This is a genomic window from Bradyrhizobium sp. WSM471, from assembly GCF_000244915.1.
Lineage (GTDB): Bacteria > Pseudomonadota > Alphaproteobacteria > Rhizobiales > Xanthobacteraceae > Bradyrhizobium.
In genome coordinates, this window is sequence record NZ_CM001442.1 from 1323174 (window position 1) to 1340170 (window position 16997).

A 16997-nucleotide genomic window follows, 5' to 3' on the forward strand; every position below is an offset into this window, starting at 1 on the left:
GGGACGACTCCGATGATGTGGCGCGATAATCGGCGCCGTCAAATATTCGCGGCGAGGTCCACGACTTCGTCGAACAGCACGCCGGTCGTCTTGAGCATCTGTTCAATCTCGTCCGCCGCCTCGGCGACCGTCCGCGTCGAGGTGTCGATCACGAGCTCGGCTGCTTGCGGCGTCTCGTAGTTGTTGAGGATACCGGTGAACGACGCGAGCGTGCCGGCGCGGGCCTTTTTGTAGTGGCCCTTGGGGTCGCGCTCCTCGCAAATTTCCGCCGGCGTCGCGACGTGGATCTCGCGGAACGAAGTGTCGGCGATGCGGCGCGCGGTGGCGCGGTCCTCGCGGGCGGGCGAGACCGCAGCGACAATGGCGATGTGGCCGTTACGGGCGAGATGTGTCGCGACTTCGGCGAGACGGCGGATGTTCTCGCTGCGATCGGCGGCGGAGAAGCCGAGATCGCTGTTGAGCCCGGCGCGCAGCGTGTCGCCGTCGAGCAGGATCGGTGAGCCGCCATTGCTGAACAGCCGCCGCTCCAGCGCTTTTGCGAGAGTCGACTTGCCGGAGGCGGGGAGGCCAGTGAGCCAGACCACGGCGCCGTTGTGACGATAGCGCGCGGAGCGTTCGTCGGGCCGCAGCGCGGATTCCACCGGCACGATGTCGACGGGCACGGCGCGCTGGCCGGCATCGACCGACAGCACCAGACCGCCGCCGGCGATGCGCCCGGACACCTCGATCACGAGACGGCCGGTGCGCGGATTTTCCGTGTAGGGATCGGTGGCAATCGGATTCGAAAGGGAAATGTCGATCTCGCCGACATGGTTGCGGCCGATTGCCTTGTTCTCGACGCTCGACAGCTCGCCCGGATCGACCGCCTTCTCGATTGCGACGACCGTGGCGCGGCTTTCCTTCGGTCCGCAGCGAACCAGGAGCTGGTCGCCCTTGGCCAGCGGCTTGTCGTGCAACCAGAAGATCCGCGCGCGCAGCCGCCGCGTCTCGCGCGGCGCGCTGTTGGTATGCGCGATGATATCGCCGCGTTCGACGAACAGCTCGCGGTCGAGCGTGATGCCGACCGAGCGGCCAGCACCCTGTCGGCCCGCGACCGGCGTCACCGGCCAGCTCTCGACCGTCTTGATCCTGGCGATCTTGCCGGCCGGCATGATCACGATTTCGTCGCCGGCGACGAGGCTGCCGGATTCGATCCGGCCCGCAACGATGCGGCGATCGTCGAATTTGTAGATCGCTTGCACCGGCAAGCGCAGCGCCAGCGCTTCCAGCGGCCGCGCCGGTTCGAGCCGATCCAGCGCCTCAACCACGGTCGGGCCCTTGTACCAGCCGATCCGGTCGGTGCGCTCGGCGACGCCGTCGCCGTCGCGGGCGGAAATCGGAATCACGGCCGTGGGCTTCACGCCGAGCCCTTGCAGATGCGCCGAGATCTCGTCGCTGATCTCCTTGAAGCGCTCGGCGGAGAAGTCGACGCGGTCCATCTTGTTGACGACGACCGCGACCTGCTTCACGCCGAGCAGATGCAGGAGATAGCCGTGCCGCCTCGTCTGGTCGCGCACGCCTTCGAGGGCGTCGATGATCAGCACCGCGCCGTCGGCCTGCGAGGCGCCGGTGATCATGTTGCGCAGGAATTCGGCGTGGCCGGGTGCGTCGATCAGCACGATGTCGCGCGAATTGGTGCGGAAGCGGATCTGCGTGGTGTCGATGGTAATGCCCTGGTCACGCTCGGTCTGGAGCGCGTCGAGCAGGAACGACCATTCGAACGGCATGCCGCGCCGCGCGCTGACGGCCTTGAGCATCTCGAGCTTGCCGTCGGGCAGGCTGCCGGTCTCGTGCAAGAGGCGGCCGACCAGCGTCGACTTGCCGTGATCGACATGGCCGACAATGACGATGCGGACCTGCGGTCGCGTCGTGCCATTTGGCATCGACGTGGTGCCGTTCGGAGTGGCGGGCGAAGCGGGGGTGACGATCATGTTCATACGACGCTCGCGTCCTTGATCAGAGATAGCCGGCGACACGCAGGCGCTCGAATGCATCCTCGGTCTCGTGGTCGAGCGCGCGGCCGGAACGTTCCGGCACCTTGGTCTGCTCGAGCTCGATCAGGATCTCGTCGATGGTCGACGCGTTTGAGGCGACCGGATTGGTGATGTCCTGATCGCCCAGCGAGCGATAGCGCTTGCCGTTTTGCGACAGATACAACGGGATGATCGGGATGTTCTCGCGCTTGGTGTAGGCCCAGATATCGGACTCGGTCCAATGCAGGATCGGATGGATGCGCAAATGCGCGCCTTGCGGCGGCGATGCGTTGAAGTGATCCCAGAATTCCGGCGGCTGGTCGCGCACGTCCCAATTGCCTTCGAGCCCACGTGGCGAGAACACGCGCTCCTTGGCACGCGTCGCCTCCTCGTCGCGGCGGATGCCGGCGATCAGGCCGTCAAAACCGTATTTGCCGAGTGCCATCTTGAGGCCCTCGGTCTTGCGCGCCGCGGAACGGGCAGCCGGCGGCAGCGTTGGGTCGACGGCATCAATCGGCGGGCAGGGCTCGACGCGCAGATCGAGATCCCATTCCTTCCCGTAGTGATCGCGGAAGCGATACATCTCCGGAAACTTCTTGCCGGTGTCGACATGGAGGGCCGGGAACGGCAGACGGCCGAAGAACGCCTTGCGCGCCAGCCAGATCATGACGTTGGAGTCCTTGCCGAGCGACCACAGCAGGGCAATCTTCTTGAGGCGGCCGAAGGCTTCGCGGAAGATATAGATGCTCTGGGCCTCGAGCTGGTCGAGATGGTCCATGCTCGGGGCAAGGTCGACAGAAAATTCTTGCGTGCGCGCGCGCTCGGCCGCGGCCGGGCTGCCCAACCCGACAGCAGTGGAATTGTCCTTGAGAAGATGCATCTCTGCCACTTTGCGTTTGAAGGCGAAAATTCTATAGTTGCGGTGCAAGAGAGAAGAAAAAATTTTCTCTTTGCGCGCTCGAAACGACACATATATAGAAAATAATTCCAGTCAACCCCGGATCTGGGGGGAGCGAGTATCGTATGCGGTTCTTGCCGGTGTTCCTCGATCTCAAGGCCGGTCCGGTGGTCCTCATCGGCGCGGGTGAGCTTCTGCGCGCCAAGCTGCGCGTGCTCGCTGCGGCCGGTGCGCGCATTCGCGTGCATGCGACCGACGGCAATCAGGACCTGGGTCTGAGCTCCGGGCACGCCGCGCGTATCGACATCGCGGCCGCCGATCCGCTGACAGCCGATCTCTCGGGAATCATCGCGGTCGTCTGCGCCGGCGCTGGCGATGTCGGCGTGGCGATGTCGGTCCGCGCCAAGGCGCTCGGCCTGCCCGTCAACGTCATGGACGATCTCGAGCATTCGAGCTTCATCTTCCCGGCGATCGTCGATCGCGGCGATGTCGTCGTCGCCGTCGGCACTGGCGGCACGTCGCCGGTGGTGGCGCGGCGCGTGCGCGAGAAGATCGAGGCACTGCTGCCGGCGCGCATCGGCGAGCTCGCCGAGTTCATCGGCGGCTTCCGCAAATCCATCAACGAACGTATTGCCGAGTTTCCGCTCCGCCGCCGCTTCTGGGAGCGCGTCATCGACGGTCCGATCGGCGCCGCCGTTCTGGCCGGCCGCAAAGGCGAGGCGGACGCAGCGCTCAAGGCGATTTCCGATCCATCCGCGTTCGCGCGCGCCGACAAGCCGGAAGGCTCGGTCGCGCTGGTTGGCGCCGGTCCGGGGGATCCGGATTTGCTCACCATCAAGGCGCTGCGCGCGCTCCAGGACGCCGACATCGTCTTCCATGACGAACTGGTCTCGCCTGAAGTTCTCGACCGCATCCGCCGTGACACCACGCGCGTGCCGGTCGGCCGTCGCGTCGGCAAGCCCGGCATCGGGCAGGACGCCATCAACACGCGCATGATCGAGGCCGCGCAATCCGGCCAGCGTGTGGTGCGGCTGAAGGGCGGCGATCCCTTCGTGTTCGGCCGCGGCGGCGAAGAAGTCGAAGCGTTGCGTGCCGCCGGCGTTGCCTATTCGATCATTCCCGGCATCACCGCAGGGCTCGGCGGTGCCGCCGATTTCGAGGTGCCGCTCACCTATCGGAACGAAGCGACCCGCATCACCTTCCTCACCGCGCACAAGGCGCGCGACGCGGAAGTCGTGGACTGGTCGACGCTGACCGACGCCAGGATGACCGTCGTGGTCTACATGGGCATGACGGCTGCGCCGGCCATACGCGCCGGCCTCTTGGCCGCCGGTCGTTCGCCGGAGACGCCGGTCGGCGTGTTCGCCCGCGTCACGCGGCTCGATGCGCAAGGCGCGATCGGCACGCTGCGCGACCTGCCTGAGCTGGTCCGCCGGACCAACGGCGGTCCCGCCATTCTCATCATCGGCGATGTGCTCCGGCATGCCGGTTCGCTTCGTCGCCAAACCCCAAAGCAAATCATCTCTGACCTATTGGATGCAGCCGAATGACCTCCCCGCTTGAACAGAAGAAGATCAAGATCGCCGGCCCCTCGGTCGTGACCGCCAACCGCACCTGGGACGGCATCGTGGTTTACCGCACCGCCGCCAAGAGCTGGTCCGCGGACTTGTCGGAAGCCGCGATCGTGCGCAACTCCGACGAGGCGAAAGCGTTGCTTGCGGAGTCCGTGGCCGATGACGTCGGCGCAATCGGTCCCTATATCGCGCCGGTGCAGGTCGGCGCGGACGGCAAGATCGAGCCCGGCAATCTGCGCGAACAGATCCGCCGCACCGGCGTGACCATCGGACAGCCGGTCCAGGTTTAAGGCATTCTCTCATGTACGCTTACGACGAAATCGACCGTACGCTCGTCAACGAGCGCGTCTCGGAATTCCGCGACCAGGTGAAGCGCCGCCTGTCCGGCGAGCTCACCGAGGACGAGTTCAAGATCCTGCGGCTTCAGAACGGCGTCTATCTGCAACTGCACGCCTACATGTTCCGCGTCGCGATCCCCTACGGGACGCTGGCGTCGAACCAGTTGCGCGCGCTCGCCCACGTCGCGCGCAAATACGACCGCGGCTACGGCCATTTCACGACCCGGCAGAACATCCAGTTCAACTGGATCAAGCTTGCCGAGCTGCCGGATGCGCTGGCCGATCTCGCCGAGGTCGGCATCCATGCGATGCAGACCTCCGGCAACAACATGCGCAACGTCACCTCGGACCAGTGGGCCGGCGTCGCGCCCGGCGAGATCGAGGATCCTCGCATCTGGTCGGAGCTGATCCGCCAGCACACGACGCTGCATCCGGAATTCTCGTTCCTGCCGCGCAAGTTCAAGATCGCGATCACCGCGTCGGACCACGACCGCGCCGCGATCAAGATCCACGACATCGGGCTGAAGCTGATCAAGAACGAGAAGGGCGAGACCGGCTTCGAGGTGCTGGTCGGTGGCGGGCTCGGGCGCACGCCGTTCATCGGCAAGACCATCAAGCACTTCGTGCATGGCCGCGACATTCTCAGCTATATCGAGGCGATCCTGCGAGTGTATAATCAGTACGGCCGCCGCGACAACATCTACAAGGCGCGCATCAAGATCCTCGTGCACGAGCTCGGCATCGAGAAGTTCTCGCGCGAGGTCGAGGAGGAGTGGCAGCACATCCGCAACTCCTCGCTCCTGATCGATGACGAGGTTGTCGAGGACATCCGTTCGCGCTTCACCTATCCCGCCTACGAGAAGCTGCCGCACATGCCGGACGAACTGCGGCAGGCCGCGGCGGATCCCGATTTCGAGGCATGGCGCAAGAACTCGGTGGCCCCGCACAAGGTCCAGGGCTATTCCATCGTCACGATCTCGCTGAAGCCGATCGGGGCGCCTCCGGGTGACGCTACCGCCGAGCAGATGGATGCGCTTGCCGATCTCGCCGACAGATATTCGTTCGGTGAGATCCGCGTCGGCCACGAGCAGAACCTCGCTTTGCCGCATGTCGCCAAGCGCGACCTGCCGGCGCTGTGGAAGGCGCTCGACAAGCTCGGGCTGGCGACCCCGAACGTCAATCTGATCACTGACATCATCGCCTGCCCGGGTCTCGACTATTGCTCGCTGGCCAATGCGCGCTCGATCCCGATCGCGCAGGAATTGACGCGGCGCTTCGCCAATCACGAGCTGGCTAATCTGATCGGCCGTCTCCACATCAACATCTCCGGCTGCATCAACGCCTGCGGCCATCACCATGTCGGTCACATCGGCATTCTCGGCGTCGAGAAGAACGGCGAGGAGGTCTACCAGATCACCATCGGCGGTCGCGCCGACGAGAGTGCCGCACTCGGCAATCTGATCGGCCCCGGCGTCAAGTTCGACGAGGTCGCCGACGTCGTCGAGGACATCGTGGAAGCTTATCTGGCGCTGCGCGAGCGGCCCGAAGAGCTGTTCATGGACACCGTAAAGCGCCTCGGCGTCGAACCCTTCAAGGAGCGCGTTTATGCCACTCGTTAACGGCGGAAAGATCGCCGACGACAGCTTCGTCAAGCTCGCCGTCGACACGCCGCTGCCCGAGGGCGGCGACATCCTGGTGCCGGCCGAGCGCTTCGTCGCCGAGGCGGATGCGTTGCTCAAGCGGACCGGCAAGGTCGGTGTGATCTGGCCGAACAATCGCGACATCGCCGAGCTGGTGCCCTATCTCGGCAAGATCGCCGTCGTCGCGCTGGTGTTCCCGACCTTCCGCGACGGACGCGCTTACAGCCAGGCGCGGCTGCTGCGCGAGCGCTACAATTACCGCGGCGAATTGCGTGCGACGGGCCAGATCCTGCGGGACCAGTTCGTGTTCATGCTGCGTGCGGGCTTCGATTCCTTCGACGTCAAGAAGCAGGCTGACGCCGAAGCCTTCATGAAGACCGCGAAGCGCTATTCGGTGTTCTACCAGCCGACCGGTGACGGCCGCATCACGGCGCTGCACCGGCGCATGCAACTGCGTCACTCCGAAGGTGTCGGCACGTGAACGCAATCGCGCCCCCAGTTTCGTCAATCTCCGCCTCTGCGCTGCCCTCGGCGGAGGAGCTCGATCGTGCCTTGCGCGATGCCTCGCCCGCCGAAATCATCGCCGATGCGCTGAAGGCGGTCGGGCGCGACAAGCTTGCGCTGGTGTCGTCCTTCGGCACGGAATCGGCGACGCTGCTCAAGGTCATGGCGGATGTCGATCCGGCGATCCCGGTGATCTTCCTCGACACCGGCTGGCTGTTCGAGGAGACGCTGGCCTATCGCGATGCGCTGATTGCGATGCTCGGCCTGAAGGATGTCCGCTCGATCACGCCCGCCGAGGAGACGCTGTCGCGCGAAGATCCCGACCGCGACCTCTGGTTCTCCGATCCCGACGCCTGCTGCCGTATCCGCAAGGTCGAGCCGCTGGCGCGGGCGCTGAAGCCGTTCGACGCATGGCTCAACGGCCGCAAGCGCTTCCAGGGCAACTCGCGCGCCGACATCCCGGTGGTCGAGGACGACGGCGCGCGGTTGAAGTTCAATCCCTTCGCCAATGTTTCGCGCGAGGAACTCGAGGCGATCTTCGCCCGCGCCAAATTGCCGCGTCATCCTCTGGTTGCGTCGGGATTTCTGTCGGTTGGGTGTATGCCATGCACGAGCAGAACGACTGAGGGCGAGGATGAGCGTGCGGGTCGCTGGCGCGGCCGGGCCAAGACGGAATGCGGCATCCACACGATGAAGATTTCGTAGCAAAGTTACGCTGCCCGGCTACGAACAAGAAAATCCGGTTCCGTTGACTTAAGCGTGTTTCGACCCGAGTTATGCCTGCCATCGATGACGCCGACGTCATTGATGTGAATGGAGATGGACATGATGCGTCGTATCGTTCCGCTCGCTGCAGGACTACTCGTGACAGGCATGTTGGCAAGCTCGGCTCTCGCCGCCGACATCAATCTGCTGAACGTATCGTACGATCCGACGCGTGAGCTCTATGTCGAGTTCAACAAGGCGTTCGCGAGTGCCTATCGGAAAGAAACCGGCAAGAGCGTCGAGATCAAGCAGTCGCATGGCGGCAGCGGTTCGCAGGCGCGCGCCGTGATCGACGGATTGCAGGCCGACGTGGTGACGCTTGCGCTCGCCTACGACATCGACGCCATCGCGGGCAAAGGCCTCACGACGGCTGATTGGCAGAAGCGCCTGCCGCAGAATTCGTCGCCCTACACCTCGACCATCGTGTTCCTGGTCCGCAAGGGCAATCCGAAGGGCATCAGGGATTGGGACGATCTCCTCAAGCCGGGTGTCGCCGTGATCACGCCGAACCCGAAGACGTCAGGCGGCGCGCGCTGGAATTATCTCGCGGCATGGGGCTTTGCGCAGAAGAAATACGGCTCGGCGGACAGGGCCAAGGATTTCATCGGAAAGCTCTATCAGCAGGTGCCGGTGCTCGACACCGGCGCGCGCGGCGCGACCGTGACCTTCGTCGAGCGCGGCGTCGGCGACGTGCTGCTCGCCTGGGAGAACGAGGCGTACCTGGCGCTCAAGGAATTCGGACCGGAGAAATTCGAGATCGTGGCGCCGCCGCTCTCGATCCTGGCGGAACCGCCGGTGACGATCATCGAGAAGGTTGCCGATAAAAAAGGCACCCGCAACGCCGCCGACGCCTACCTGCAATATTGGTACACCAAGGAAGGTCAGGAAATCGCGGCGCGCAACTTCTATCGTCCGCGCGATCCCGAGATCGCCAAAAAACACGAAAACTCCTTCGCGAAGGTCGAACTGTTCACGATCGACGAATTTTTCGGCGGCTGGACCAAGGCGCAGAGGGAACATTTTGCCGACGGCGGCGTCTTCGATCAGATCTACAAGAACTGATCGGGCGCTGTCGGCGGGGCTTAAACAGGGGGCCTGGTGAGCGCAATCGCAGCACGACGCCGGACATTGCCGGGCTTCGGTCTCACCATGGGGCTGACGCTGTCCTGGCTGTCGATCATCATCCTGATTCCGCTCGCCGGGCTGTTCCTGAAATCGCTCGAGCTGAGCCCCGAGCAGTTCTGGAACATCCTCTCCAGCCGCCGCACCCTGAATGCCCTCCGCGTCTCCTTCGGCCTCGCCTTCGCGGCGGCGTGGGTCAATCTCGTGATGGGCAGCATCATCGTCTGGGCACTGGTGCGTTACCGCTTCCCGGGAAGGCGGCTGTTCGATGCCATCGTCGACGTGCCCTTTGCGCTGCCGACGGCGGTCGCCGGCGTCGCGCTGACCGCGTTGTTCGCCGAGAAGGGCTGGCTCGGCGCGCCGCTCGCGGCGGCCGGCATCAAGGTGGCGTTCACACCTGTCGGCATCTTCGTCGCCATGATCTTCATTGGCATCCCGTTCGTGGTGCGCACGGTGCAGCCGGTGCTCCAGGATCTCGACCCTGAGATCGAGGAGGCCGCGGGCAGCCTTGGCGCGAGCCGCTGGCAGACCATTATTCGCGTGATCCTGCCCTCGCTCGGGCCGGCCCTGCTGACGGGGCTCGCGCTCGCCTTCGCGCGCGCGGTCGGCGAATACGGCTCGGTGATCTTCATCGCCGGCAATCTGCCCAACGTCTCCGAGATCGCGCCGCTGCTGATCGTGATCCGGCTGTCCGAATTCCGCTATGCCGACGCGACCGCCATCGCGGTGGTCATGCTGGTCGTCTCCTTCGTCATCATCTTCGCCGTCAACCGGCTTCAGCGCTGGGCGCAGAGCCGGATCCCGGCACGCTGAGGGCGGATCATGACGATGCAGATCGCAGATTCCGTCTCACTCTCGGCCCCCGAAGCCAAGGCACGCGCCCATGCGGCGGCCGCGCGGAACAACCTGCGCACCGAGCCGAGGGCGGTTCGCATCGTCATCATCGCGCTGGCGATGACCTTTCTCTCAGTCTTCGTCGTGCTGCCGCTGGTCGTGGTGTTCGCGCAGGCCTTCTCGAAGGGAATTCTCGCTTATCTCGCCGCGCTGGCCGACCCGGAGGCGCTGTCCGCGATCAGGCTGACGCTGGTGGTGGCGGCGATCTCGGTCGGCCTCAATCTCGTCTTCGGCCTGGTCGCGGCCTGGGCCATCGCGAAGTTCGAGTTCAGGGGCAAGACCTTCCTGATCACGCTGATCGATTTGCCGTTCTCGGTCAGCCCGGTGATCTCGGGCCTCGTCTTCGTGCTGCTGTTCGGCGCGCAGGGCTATTTCGGCGGCTGGCTGCGCGATCATGACGTCCAGATCCTGTTCGCGGTGCCCGGCATCGCGCTTGCGACCACCTTCGTGACCTTCCCCTTCGTGGCGCGGGCGTTGATCCCGCTGATGCAGGAGCAGGGCACGCAGGAGGAGGAGGCCGCGATCTCGCTCGGCGCCTCAGGCCTGCAGGCCTTCTTCCGCGTCACGCTGCCCAACATCAAATGGGGCGTGCTCTACGGCGTCCTGCTCTGCAACGCGCGCGCGATGGGCGAGTTCGGCGCGGTGTCCGTCGTCTCCGGCCATATCCGCGGCGAGACCAACACGATGCCGCTCCTGGTCGAGATTCTCTACAACGAATACCAGTTCGTCGCGGCGTTCGCGATCGCCTCGCTGCTGGCGATGCTGGCGCTGATCACGCTGATCGCGAAAACCGTTCTCGAAAATCACCTCGACGAAGGACATGACGCAAGTGAGCATTGAAGTCAGGAATCTCGTCAAGAAGTTCGGCAGCTTCGCAGCCCTCGACGGCGTCGACCTCAAGGTCAATGACGGCGAGCTGCTGGCGCTGCTCGGGCCGTCCGGCTCGGGCAAAACGACGCTGCTGCGGATCATCGCCGGGCTCGACTGGCCCGATTCCGGTGAGGTGTCTTTCAACGGCGAGGACGCGCTGGCGCAGGGCGCGCGCGAGCGGCACGTCGGATTCGTATTCCAGCACTACGCGCTGTTCCGCCACATGACGGTGTTCGAGAACGTCGCCTTCGGGCTCCGCGTGCAGCCGCGCGCGATCCGCAAGGATGAAGCGACCATCCGTGCGCGCGTCAAGGAGCTGCTCGATCTCGTGCAACTCGACTGGCTCGCCGACCGCTATCCGAGCCAGCTCTCGGGCGGCCAGCGCCAGCGCATCGCGCTGGCCCGCGCGCTCGCGATCGAGCCACGTATCCTGCTGCTCGACGAGCCCTTCGGCGCGCTTGATGCCAAGGTGCGCAAGGAGCTGCGCAAATGGCTGCGCTCGCTGCACCACGAGATCAACGTCACCTCGATCTTCGTCACCCATGACCAGGAGGAGGCGCTCGAAGTCGCCAACCGCGTCGTCGTGATGGACAAGGGCAAGATCGAGCAGATCGGCTCGCCCGATGACGTCTATGAGAGCCCGGCGACCGCCTTCGTCCACAGCTTCATCGGCGAATCCATCGAGCTTCCTGTCCTGATCGCCGGCGGTCTCATCACGCTCGGCGACCGGCCGCTGCGGCTCGCGGCAGATGGCCTTGCGCCTGGCGCGTCAAGACTGTTCGTGCGGCGACACGACATGCTGGTCGGCCCGCCCGGCAGCGGCGCCTTCGAGGGCGCCGTGCGGCATGTCCGGAATTTCGGCCCCGTGCAGCGGGCCGAGGTGGCACTATCAGGCGGAGAGACCATCGAGATCGACGCTCCCCGCGGCAGGGAACTGCGAGCCGGCGACACGATCGGCCTGGAGCCCCGGCGCTACCGGATATTTGCGGGCTAGATCCCCGTCATTCCGGGATGGTCCGCAGGACCGGACCCGGAATCTCGAGATTCCGGGTTAGATGCTTCGCATCGCCCCGGAACGACTTGGTCGTTTTTCCTCAATATTCACCTTTCAGCCACGGTTGGTATGCAACAACCGCCGTGATTTGGGGGCTCCTGTTCATGCGCGTCGCGGCCGCGATATCAATCCTTTTGCTGCTCGCCGGCTGTGCTGGCAACGAGGCACCGGTCCAGCAGCCCTCGATGTATGCCGATATGGCTGTCCCGGGCGCAAAGCTCGATGCGCAGGCGGCAGCGATCATGATCTCGCAATACCGCCAGAACAACGGGCTCGGCACCGTCGTGATCGATCCTGCCCTGATGAGTCTCGCCGAATCTCAGTCCCAGGCCATGGCTGCCGCCAACAAGATGGACCATGACGTCCGCGCACCGCTGGCCAAGCGCCTCAGCGCCGGCGGCTATCCGGCGACCGTTGCGGTCGAGAACGTCTCGGCCGGCTATCATACGCTGGCGGAAGCGTTTTCCGGCTGGCGCGACTCGCCCCCGCACCGCGCCAACATGCTCAAGAGCGGTGTCACAAAATTGGGCATCGCGGCGGGCTATGCTCCCGGCACCAAATACAAGGTGTTCTGGACCATGATCCTGGCCTCGACGGACGCCCGATAAGCCAGACTTGATCCCGGGATGCATTGACGCCGCGGCAGACTGTCGCCACGGTCGCTCGCCATCTGCTATTGTTCCCGCATGACCGATCATAGTCCACAAGTCGCAACGATCCCCGCGAACGCGCAACGTGTCCTGGTCCTCCAGGGCGGCGGCGCGCTCGGCTCCTATCAGGCCGGCGCCTATCAGTCGCTCTGCCATGCCGGGTTCGAGCCGGACTGGGTCGCCGGCATCTCGATCGGCGCTGTCAACGCCGCGATCATCGCCGGCAACGAAGGGGAGACGCGCGTCAAGCGGCTGAAGGAATTCTGGGAGATGGTCTCCGCGCCGGTGCCATGGAAGCCGATCGGCAAGAGCGACCACAGCCGCGAGCTGTTCAACTCGACCAGCGCCGCATTGATCGCGACCTTCGGCGTCCCCGGTTTCTTCACGCCGCGCATTCCGCCCGCGCCGCTCTGGCCGCCCGGCAGCCCGCAGGCCGAGAGCTATTACGACACCGCACCGCTGAAGAAGACGCTGGAGCGTCTGGTCGACTTCGACCGCATCAACGATCTGAAAACGCGGCTGTCGGTCGGTGCGGTCGGCGTCACCTCCGGCAACTTCAAATATTTCGACAATTTCGAGTTCAGGAAGCTCGGCAAGAAAATCGGCCCCGAGCACATCATGGCCTCCGGCGCGCTGCCGCCCGGCTTTCCGTCCGTCGTGATCGACGGCGAGCATTATTGGGACGGCGGCATCGCCTCCAACACGCCGCTCGACTTCGTGCTGGACGCCGAGACCGACCGCGATCTCCTGATCTTCCAGATCGACCTGTTCAGCGCCCGCGGCGATCTGCCGACCTCGCTGCTCGAGGCGACCGAGCGCGAGAAGGACATCCGCTTCTCCAGCCGCACGCGGATGAACACCGACAAGAACAAGCAGGTGCACAACGCCCGCAGGGCCGTGCGCGACCTGATTTCCAAATTGCCCGATTATCTCAAGAACGACCCTTCCGTGGAATTCCTTGCCAAGGTATCGCGCGAAAGCACCGTGACTGTGGTGCACTTGATCTACCGCAGCAAGAACTACGAATCCTCGTCCAAGGATTACGATTTCTCGCATGTCGCCATGGTCGAGCATTGGGAAGCCGGCGTGCGTGACGTGCATCTGTCGATGCGCCACAAGGACTGGCTCGAGCGGCCGCAATCCGGCGAGACCATGGTGACCTACGATCTCACGGGGGACGTCACTGCGCCCCCGGCAAAAAGGAGCGACTAATATGGGTAGTCTGTCAGGCAAGAACGCCGTCGTGACCGGGTCGACCAGCGGCATCGGCCTCGCCTATGCGCGCGCCTTCGCCGCCGCCGGTGCCAATGTCGTCATCAACGGGTTCGGCTCGCCGGAGGACATCGAGAAGGAGCGCGCCAAGATCGAGTCCGACTTCGGCGTTAAGGCGGTCTATTCGCCGGCTGACATGACCAAGCCGGCCGAGATCGCCGGGATGATCGCGCTCGGCGAGAAGAGTTTCGGTTCGGTCGACATCCTCGTCAACAATGCCGGCATCCAGTTCGTCTCGCCCATCGAGGAATTCCCGCCGGAGAAATGGGACCAGATCATCGCGATCAACCTGTCCTCGGCCTTCCATTCCATTCGCGCCGCCGTCCCCGGCATGAAGAAGAAGGGCTGGGGCCGCATCATCAATACCGCTTCCGCGCACTCGCTGGTCGCCTCGCCCTTCAAGTCGGCCTATGTGTCGGCCAAGCACGGCATCGCCGGCCTGACCAAGACCGTGGCGCTGGAGGTCGCGACCCACAAGATCACCTGCAACTGCATCAGCCCCGGTTATGTCTGGACGCCGCTGGTGGAGAAGCAGATCCCCGACACCATGAAGGCCCGCAACCTCACGCGCGAGCAGGTCATCAACGACGTGTTGCTCGACGCGCAGCCGACCAAGGAGTTCGTCACCTCCGAGCAGGTCGCAGCCCTCGCGCTGTTCCTGTGCGGCGACGATGCCGCGCAGATCACCGGCACCAACCTGTCGATCGACGGCGGCTGGACCGCGGAGTAGTTCGCGTCAACCCAACAACTCTCGGTGATGCCCCGCGACCCGGCTACGCCAAGGCTTCGCCGGGGCTGAGGTCTAGGGGCGCCGAAGCTTTAGCGTAGGCGGCAGGCGGGGCATCCAGTACTCCGCAGCTTCTCGGCCAATCACAACGGTCTCGGCGTACTGGATCGCCCGCCCCAGTGCGCAATTGCGCACAAGGCGGGCGATGACAGTGAGAGTGGTGCGGCCGTTCTCTGTCTAATGTGTCCAGGCCAGCGCCGTCTCGAACGCCGAGGACAGGTGCAGCTCCGCGAACATGATCTTGCCGGCGACCACGAACAGCACGCAGGCAAGTGTCAGGCGGAGCACCGTCTCAGGCACGCGCGTCGCGCTGAAGCTGCCGACGACGATACCGGGCAGCGAGCCCAACAGCAGCACGCCCATCAGCGCCCAATCCACGTCGCCAAGCGCCCAGTGCCCCATTCCGGCGATCAGCGTCAGCGGGACCGCATGGGCGATGTCGGAGCCGACGATGGTCGCCACCGGCAGGCGCGGATAGAGCAGCAGCAGAACGGTGACGCCGACCGCGCCGGCGCCGACCGATGAAATCGAAACCAGCACGCCGAGCACGATTCCGGTGACGACTGTCGCAATCGCGGTGGTGCGGTCATCGACCTGCTCCAGGCGCCGGCGAAAGCGCTCCATGATCGATCTGCGGAAAATCAGCGAGGTCGCGGTCAGCAGCAGTGCGAAGCAGAGCACGAGGTTGACGAGATTGCGCTCGGAATCGCTCTTGAGGTCGAGCTTCCACAGCACGAGCAGCGTCAGCGCGCTCGCCGGAAGGCTGCCGCAGGCGAGCCGCAGCACCGCCGGCCAGTGCACGCTGCGCGACCAGCCATGCACCACGCTGCCGCCGGTCTTGGTGGCAGCGGCATAGAGCAGGTCGGTGCCGACCGCGGTCGATGGGTGAATGCCGAACAGCAGGATCAGCAGCGGCGTCATCAGCGAACCGCCGCCGACGCCGGTCATTCCAACCAGCAGGCCGACGCCGAACCCGGAGGCGACGTAGAGTGGATCTATCATGTCCAGGGAATCTTAGGTTTATCTCGTCAGTTGGGCAACATGACGTAGAATAAACTTTCCCTGCAGAGCAACTGTTTGGGAGCAATAAGAAAAATCGTGCTGTCCTCGCTGAACGGGCAGGGGTTTAGCCGCGCTCCCCAGCGTGCCGCGAAACGGTTGTTCCCCAGCGGAAGCGCGGAAGAGCAGGGGCGCTGGTCCTATTTCCCGAACGCCAGCACGTGCAGGCCGAGCCGCTGTCGCACGATCCAGAACAGCAGCACCGTCTCGAAACTGAGCGAGATCGAGGTCGCGGCCGCAGCGCCGTGGCCGCCGAAGCGCGGCACCAGCGCGATGCAGAGCACCAGGTTCATCGCAAAGGCCAGCGCATAGGCTAGCGCGCAGATCTTCTGCTGGCCGAGCATGTTGAGCAGCCGTTCGACGGGGCCGATCGCGGAGCGCACCACGAGGCCAATGGCGGCGACGAACATGATGTCGTAGCCGACCACGAATTGCGGCCCGAACAGCCAGAGCAGCGGCTTGCCGAGCGCGAGCAGCACGATGGTCGCCGCCAGCGACGGCCAGAACGTCCAGTTGATGGCATGCGCCACGTAAGCCGACAGCCGCGCCTTGTCGCCGCTTGCGTTGTATTCGGCAAAGCGATGCGCGGTCGTCGCCGACATCGCGTAGTGGATGAAAGAGACCAGCGCCAGTGTCTTCACCACGGCGAAATAGACGCCGACCTCGTCGGAGGGGCGGAACTGCTGAAGCACCAGCACGTCGGTATAGGACAGCAGCAGGTAGAAGCTTTCGACCAGCAGGATCGGCAGCGACACGGCGAGCCAGCCGCCGACGTCGTAGGCCTTGGGGCCGGGCTCGATGTGATCGGTGAGCCTGCGGTTCAGCACCACCATCTGTCCGGTCATCGCGATCCACACCGCGCCGGCACTCGCGATCATCGCGGCGACCGCGCCGAGAGGATAGCCGAGCAGGAAGGCGCAGGCCGTGATGCCGATGATCAGGGCCTGGCGGATGATGAATTGCGGCATCAGGCCGAGCTGCATCCAGTCATGCGAGCGCGCGATGCCGTCCTGGGTGTTGGCCACGACGAAAGCGGGCAGCGTCATGCAGCCGATATAGAGCGGCAGCACCTCGGCCGGATCGATCCAGGGTGACAGCAATTTGACGAGACCGGCGAGGCCGAGCGACACCAGTGCGGAAACGGCAAAGGTCAGCCAGCGGCTGCCCGAGAGAAAGCCGCGCAGCAGCGCATGCTCGCCACGGGCGCGGTATTCCGGAATGATCTTTTGCGCGGAGGCCGAGATGCCAAAGTCCATCATGCTGCCGAGCAGCAGAACCCAGGTCCAGACATAAACATAAATGCCGTAGTCCGACGTCCCCATCCAGCGCGCGAGCAGGACCTGCGAGAAATAGGCAAGGCCGGCGCTGATCACGCGGATGACGAAGATGGTGCCGGCCAGCCGCCGCGTCAGCGATGCCTCGCTCGACCCGCCCGTCAATTTTTCGCGCAGCCGCGCGATGAGGCCGGCAGGTCCGGTCGTTGCGGGTTCTGCATCCATTACGGCCAATTCGAAGGATCCCCAGGCGTCTTGCATGCGGCGATAACCTTGGGGATTAG

16 protein-coding genes are annotated in these 16997 nt (G+C 64.7%); 12 read left to right on the forward strand and 4 right to left on the reverse strand.

Annotated features, from left to right (window positions below; genetic code table 11):
• Positions 1-38 precede the first annotated feature (38 nt).
• Together cysC and cysD are read right to left on the reverse strand one after the other, a co-directional pair.
• Positions 39-1976 carry an adenylyl-sulfate kinase gene (gene cysC, locus BRA471DRAFT_RS06080; protein ID WP_007605440.1) on the reverse strand — a complete coding sequence of 646 codons (1938 nt, stop codon included), beginning with the start codon at positions 1974-1976 and terminating at the stop codon, positions 39-41.
• Between the two features lie 19 nt (positions 1977-1995).
• Positions 1996-2790, reverse strand: a complete 795-nt coding sequence (gene cysD / locus BRA471DRAFT_RS06085; RefSeq protein WP_035974680.1) for a sulfate adenylyltransferase subunit CysD — start codon at positions 2788-2790, stop codon at positions 1996-1998.
• A gap of 245 nt (positions 2791-3035) precedes the next feature.
• Between cysD and cysG the strand changes: the two genes are divergently transcribed.
• The 12 genes from cysG to BRA471DRAFT_RS06145 all read left to right on the forward strand — a co-directional run bounded on the left by cysG (position 3036) and on the right by BRA471DRAFT_RS06145 (position 14323).
• Entirely contained in the window at positions 3036-4460 is a 1425-nt protein-coding gene (gene cysG, locus BRA471DRAFT_RS06090; protein ID WP_007605444.1) for a siroheme synthase CysG, read from the forward strand.
• The gene (locus BRA471DRAFT_RS06095; protein ID WP_007605455.1) at positions 4457-4774 is read left to right on the forward strand and encodes a DUF2849 domain-containing protein; all 318 of its coding nucleotides are present in this window, start codon (positions 4457-4459) and stop codon (positions 4772-4774) included. Before cysG ends, BRA471DRAFT_RS06095 begins: the two co-directional genes overlap by 4 nt.
• 11 nt (positions 4775-4785) lie before the next feature.
• Positions 4786-6441 carry a nitrite/sulfite reductase gene (locus BRA471DRAFT_RS06100; RefSeq protein WP_007605457.1) on the forward strand — a complete coding sequence of 552 codons (1656 nt, stop codon included), beginning with the start codon at positions 4786-4788 and terminating at the stop codon, positions 6439-6441.
• On the forward strand, positions 6428-6943 hold the full coding sequence (locus BRA471DRAFT_RS06105; protein WP_007605459.1) for a DUF934 domain-containing protein: 516 nt from the start codon (positions 6428-6430) through the stop codon (positions 6941-6943). The genes BRA471DRAFT_RS06100 and BRA471DRAFT_RS06105 overlap by 14 nt, the downstream gene beginning before the upstream one ends.
• On the forward strand, positions 6940-7671 hold the full coding sequence (locus BRA471DRAFT_RS06110) for a phosphoadenylyl-sulfate reductase (RefSeq protein WP_007605461.1): 732 nt from the start codon (positions 6940-6942) through the stop codon (positions 7669-7671). Before BRA471DRAFT_RS06105 ends, BRA471DRAFT_RS06110 begins: the two co-directional genes overlap by 4 nt.
• 120 nt (positions 7672-7791) lie before the next feature.
• Positions 7792-8793 carry a sulfate ABC transporter substrate-binding protein gene (locus BRA471DRAFT_RS06115; protein WP_007605463.1) on the forward strand — a complete coding sequence of 334 codons (1002 nt, stop codon included), beginning with the start codon at positions 7792-7794 and terminating at the stop codon, positions 8791-8793.
• Between the two features lie 36 nt (positions 8794-8829).
• A complete protein-coding gene (gene cysT, locus BRA471DRAFT_RS06120; RefSeq protein WP_007605465.1) occupies positions 8830-9666 on the forward strand; it encodes a sulfate ABC transporter permease subunit CysT in 837 nt (278 codons plus the stop codon).
• A 9-nt stretch (positions 9667-9675) separates the two neighbouring features.
• Positions 9676-10587: a sulfate ABC transporter permease subunit CysW gene (cysW, locus tag BRA471DRAFT_RS06125; protein WP_007605467.1), complete on the forward strand. Its 912-nt coding sequence runs from the start codon at positions 9676-9678 to the stop codon at positions 10585-10587.
• A complete protein-coding gene (locus tag BRA471DRAFT_RS06130; protein WP_007605469.1) occupies positions 10577-11611 on the forward strand; it encodes a sulfate/molybdate ABC transporter ATP-binding protein in 1035 nt (344 codons plus the stop codon). Before cysW ends, BRA471DRAFT_RS06130 begins: the two co-directional genes overlap by 11 nt.
• 164 nt (positions 11612-11775) lie before the next feature.
• Positions 11776-12279, forward strand: a complete 504-nt coding sequence (locus BRA471DRAFT_RS06135; RefSeq protein ID WP_007605470.1) for a CAP domain-containing protein — start codon at positions 11776-11778, stop codon at positions 12277-12279.
• Between the two features lie 78 nt (positions 12280-12357).
• On the forward strand, positions 12358-13533 hold the full coding sequence (locus tag BRA471DRAFT_RS06140) for a patatin-like phospholipase family protein (RefSeq protein WP_007605471.1): 1176 nt from the start codon (positions 12358-12360) through the stop codon (positions 13531-13533).
• A 1-nt stretch (position 13534) separates the two neighbouring features.
• Positions 13535-14323: a 3-hydroxybutyrate dehydrogenase gene (locus tag BRA471DRAFT_RS06145; protein WP_007605472.1), complete on the forward strand. Its 789-nt coding sequence runs from the start codon at positions 13535-13537 to the stop codon at positions 14321-14323.
• 234 nt (positions 14324-14557) lie between these two features.
• Here the strand turns inward: BRA471DRAFT_RS06145 and BRA471DRAFT_RS06150 are convergent, their stop codons facing one another.
• Positions 14558-15382 carry a sulfite exporter TauE/SafE family protein gene (locus BRA471DRAFT_RS06150; RefSeq protein ID WP_007605473.1) on the reverse strand — a complete coding sequence of 275 codons (825 nt, stop codon included), beginning with the start codon at positions 15380-15382 and terminating at the stop codon, positions 14558-14560.
• A 197-nt stretch (positions 15383-15579) separates the two neighbouring features.
• The gene (locus tag BRA471DRAFT_RS06155; protein WP_035974682.1) at positions 15580-16947 is read right to left on the reverse strand and encodes a flippase; all 1368 of its coding nucleotides are present in this window, start codon (positions 16945-16947) and stop codon (positions 15580-15582) included.
• Positions 16948-16997 lie beyond the last annotated feature (50 nt).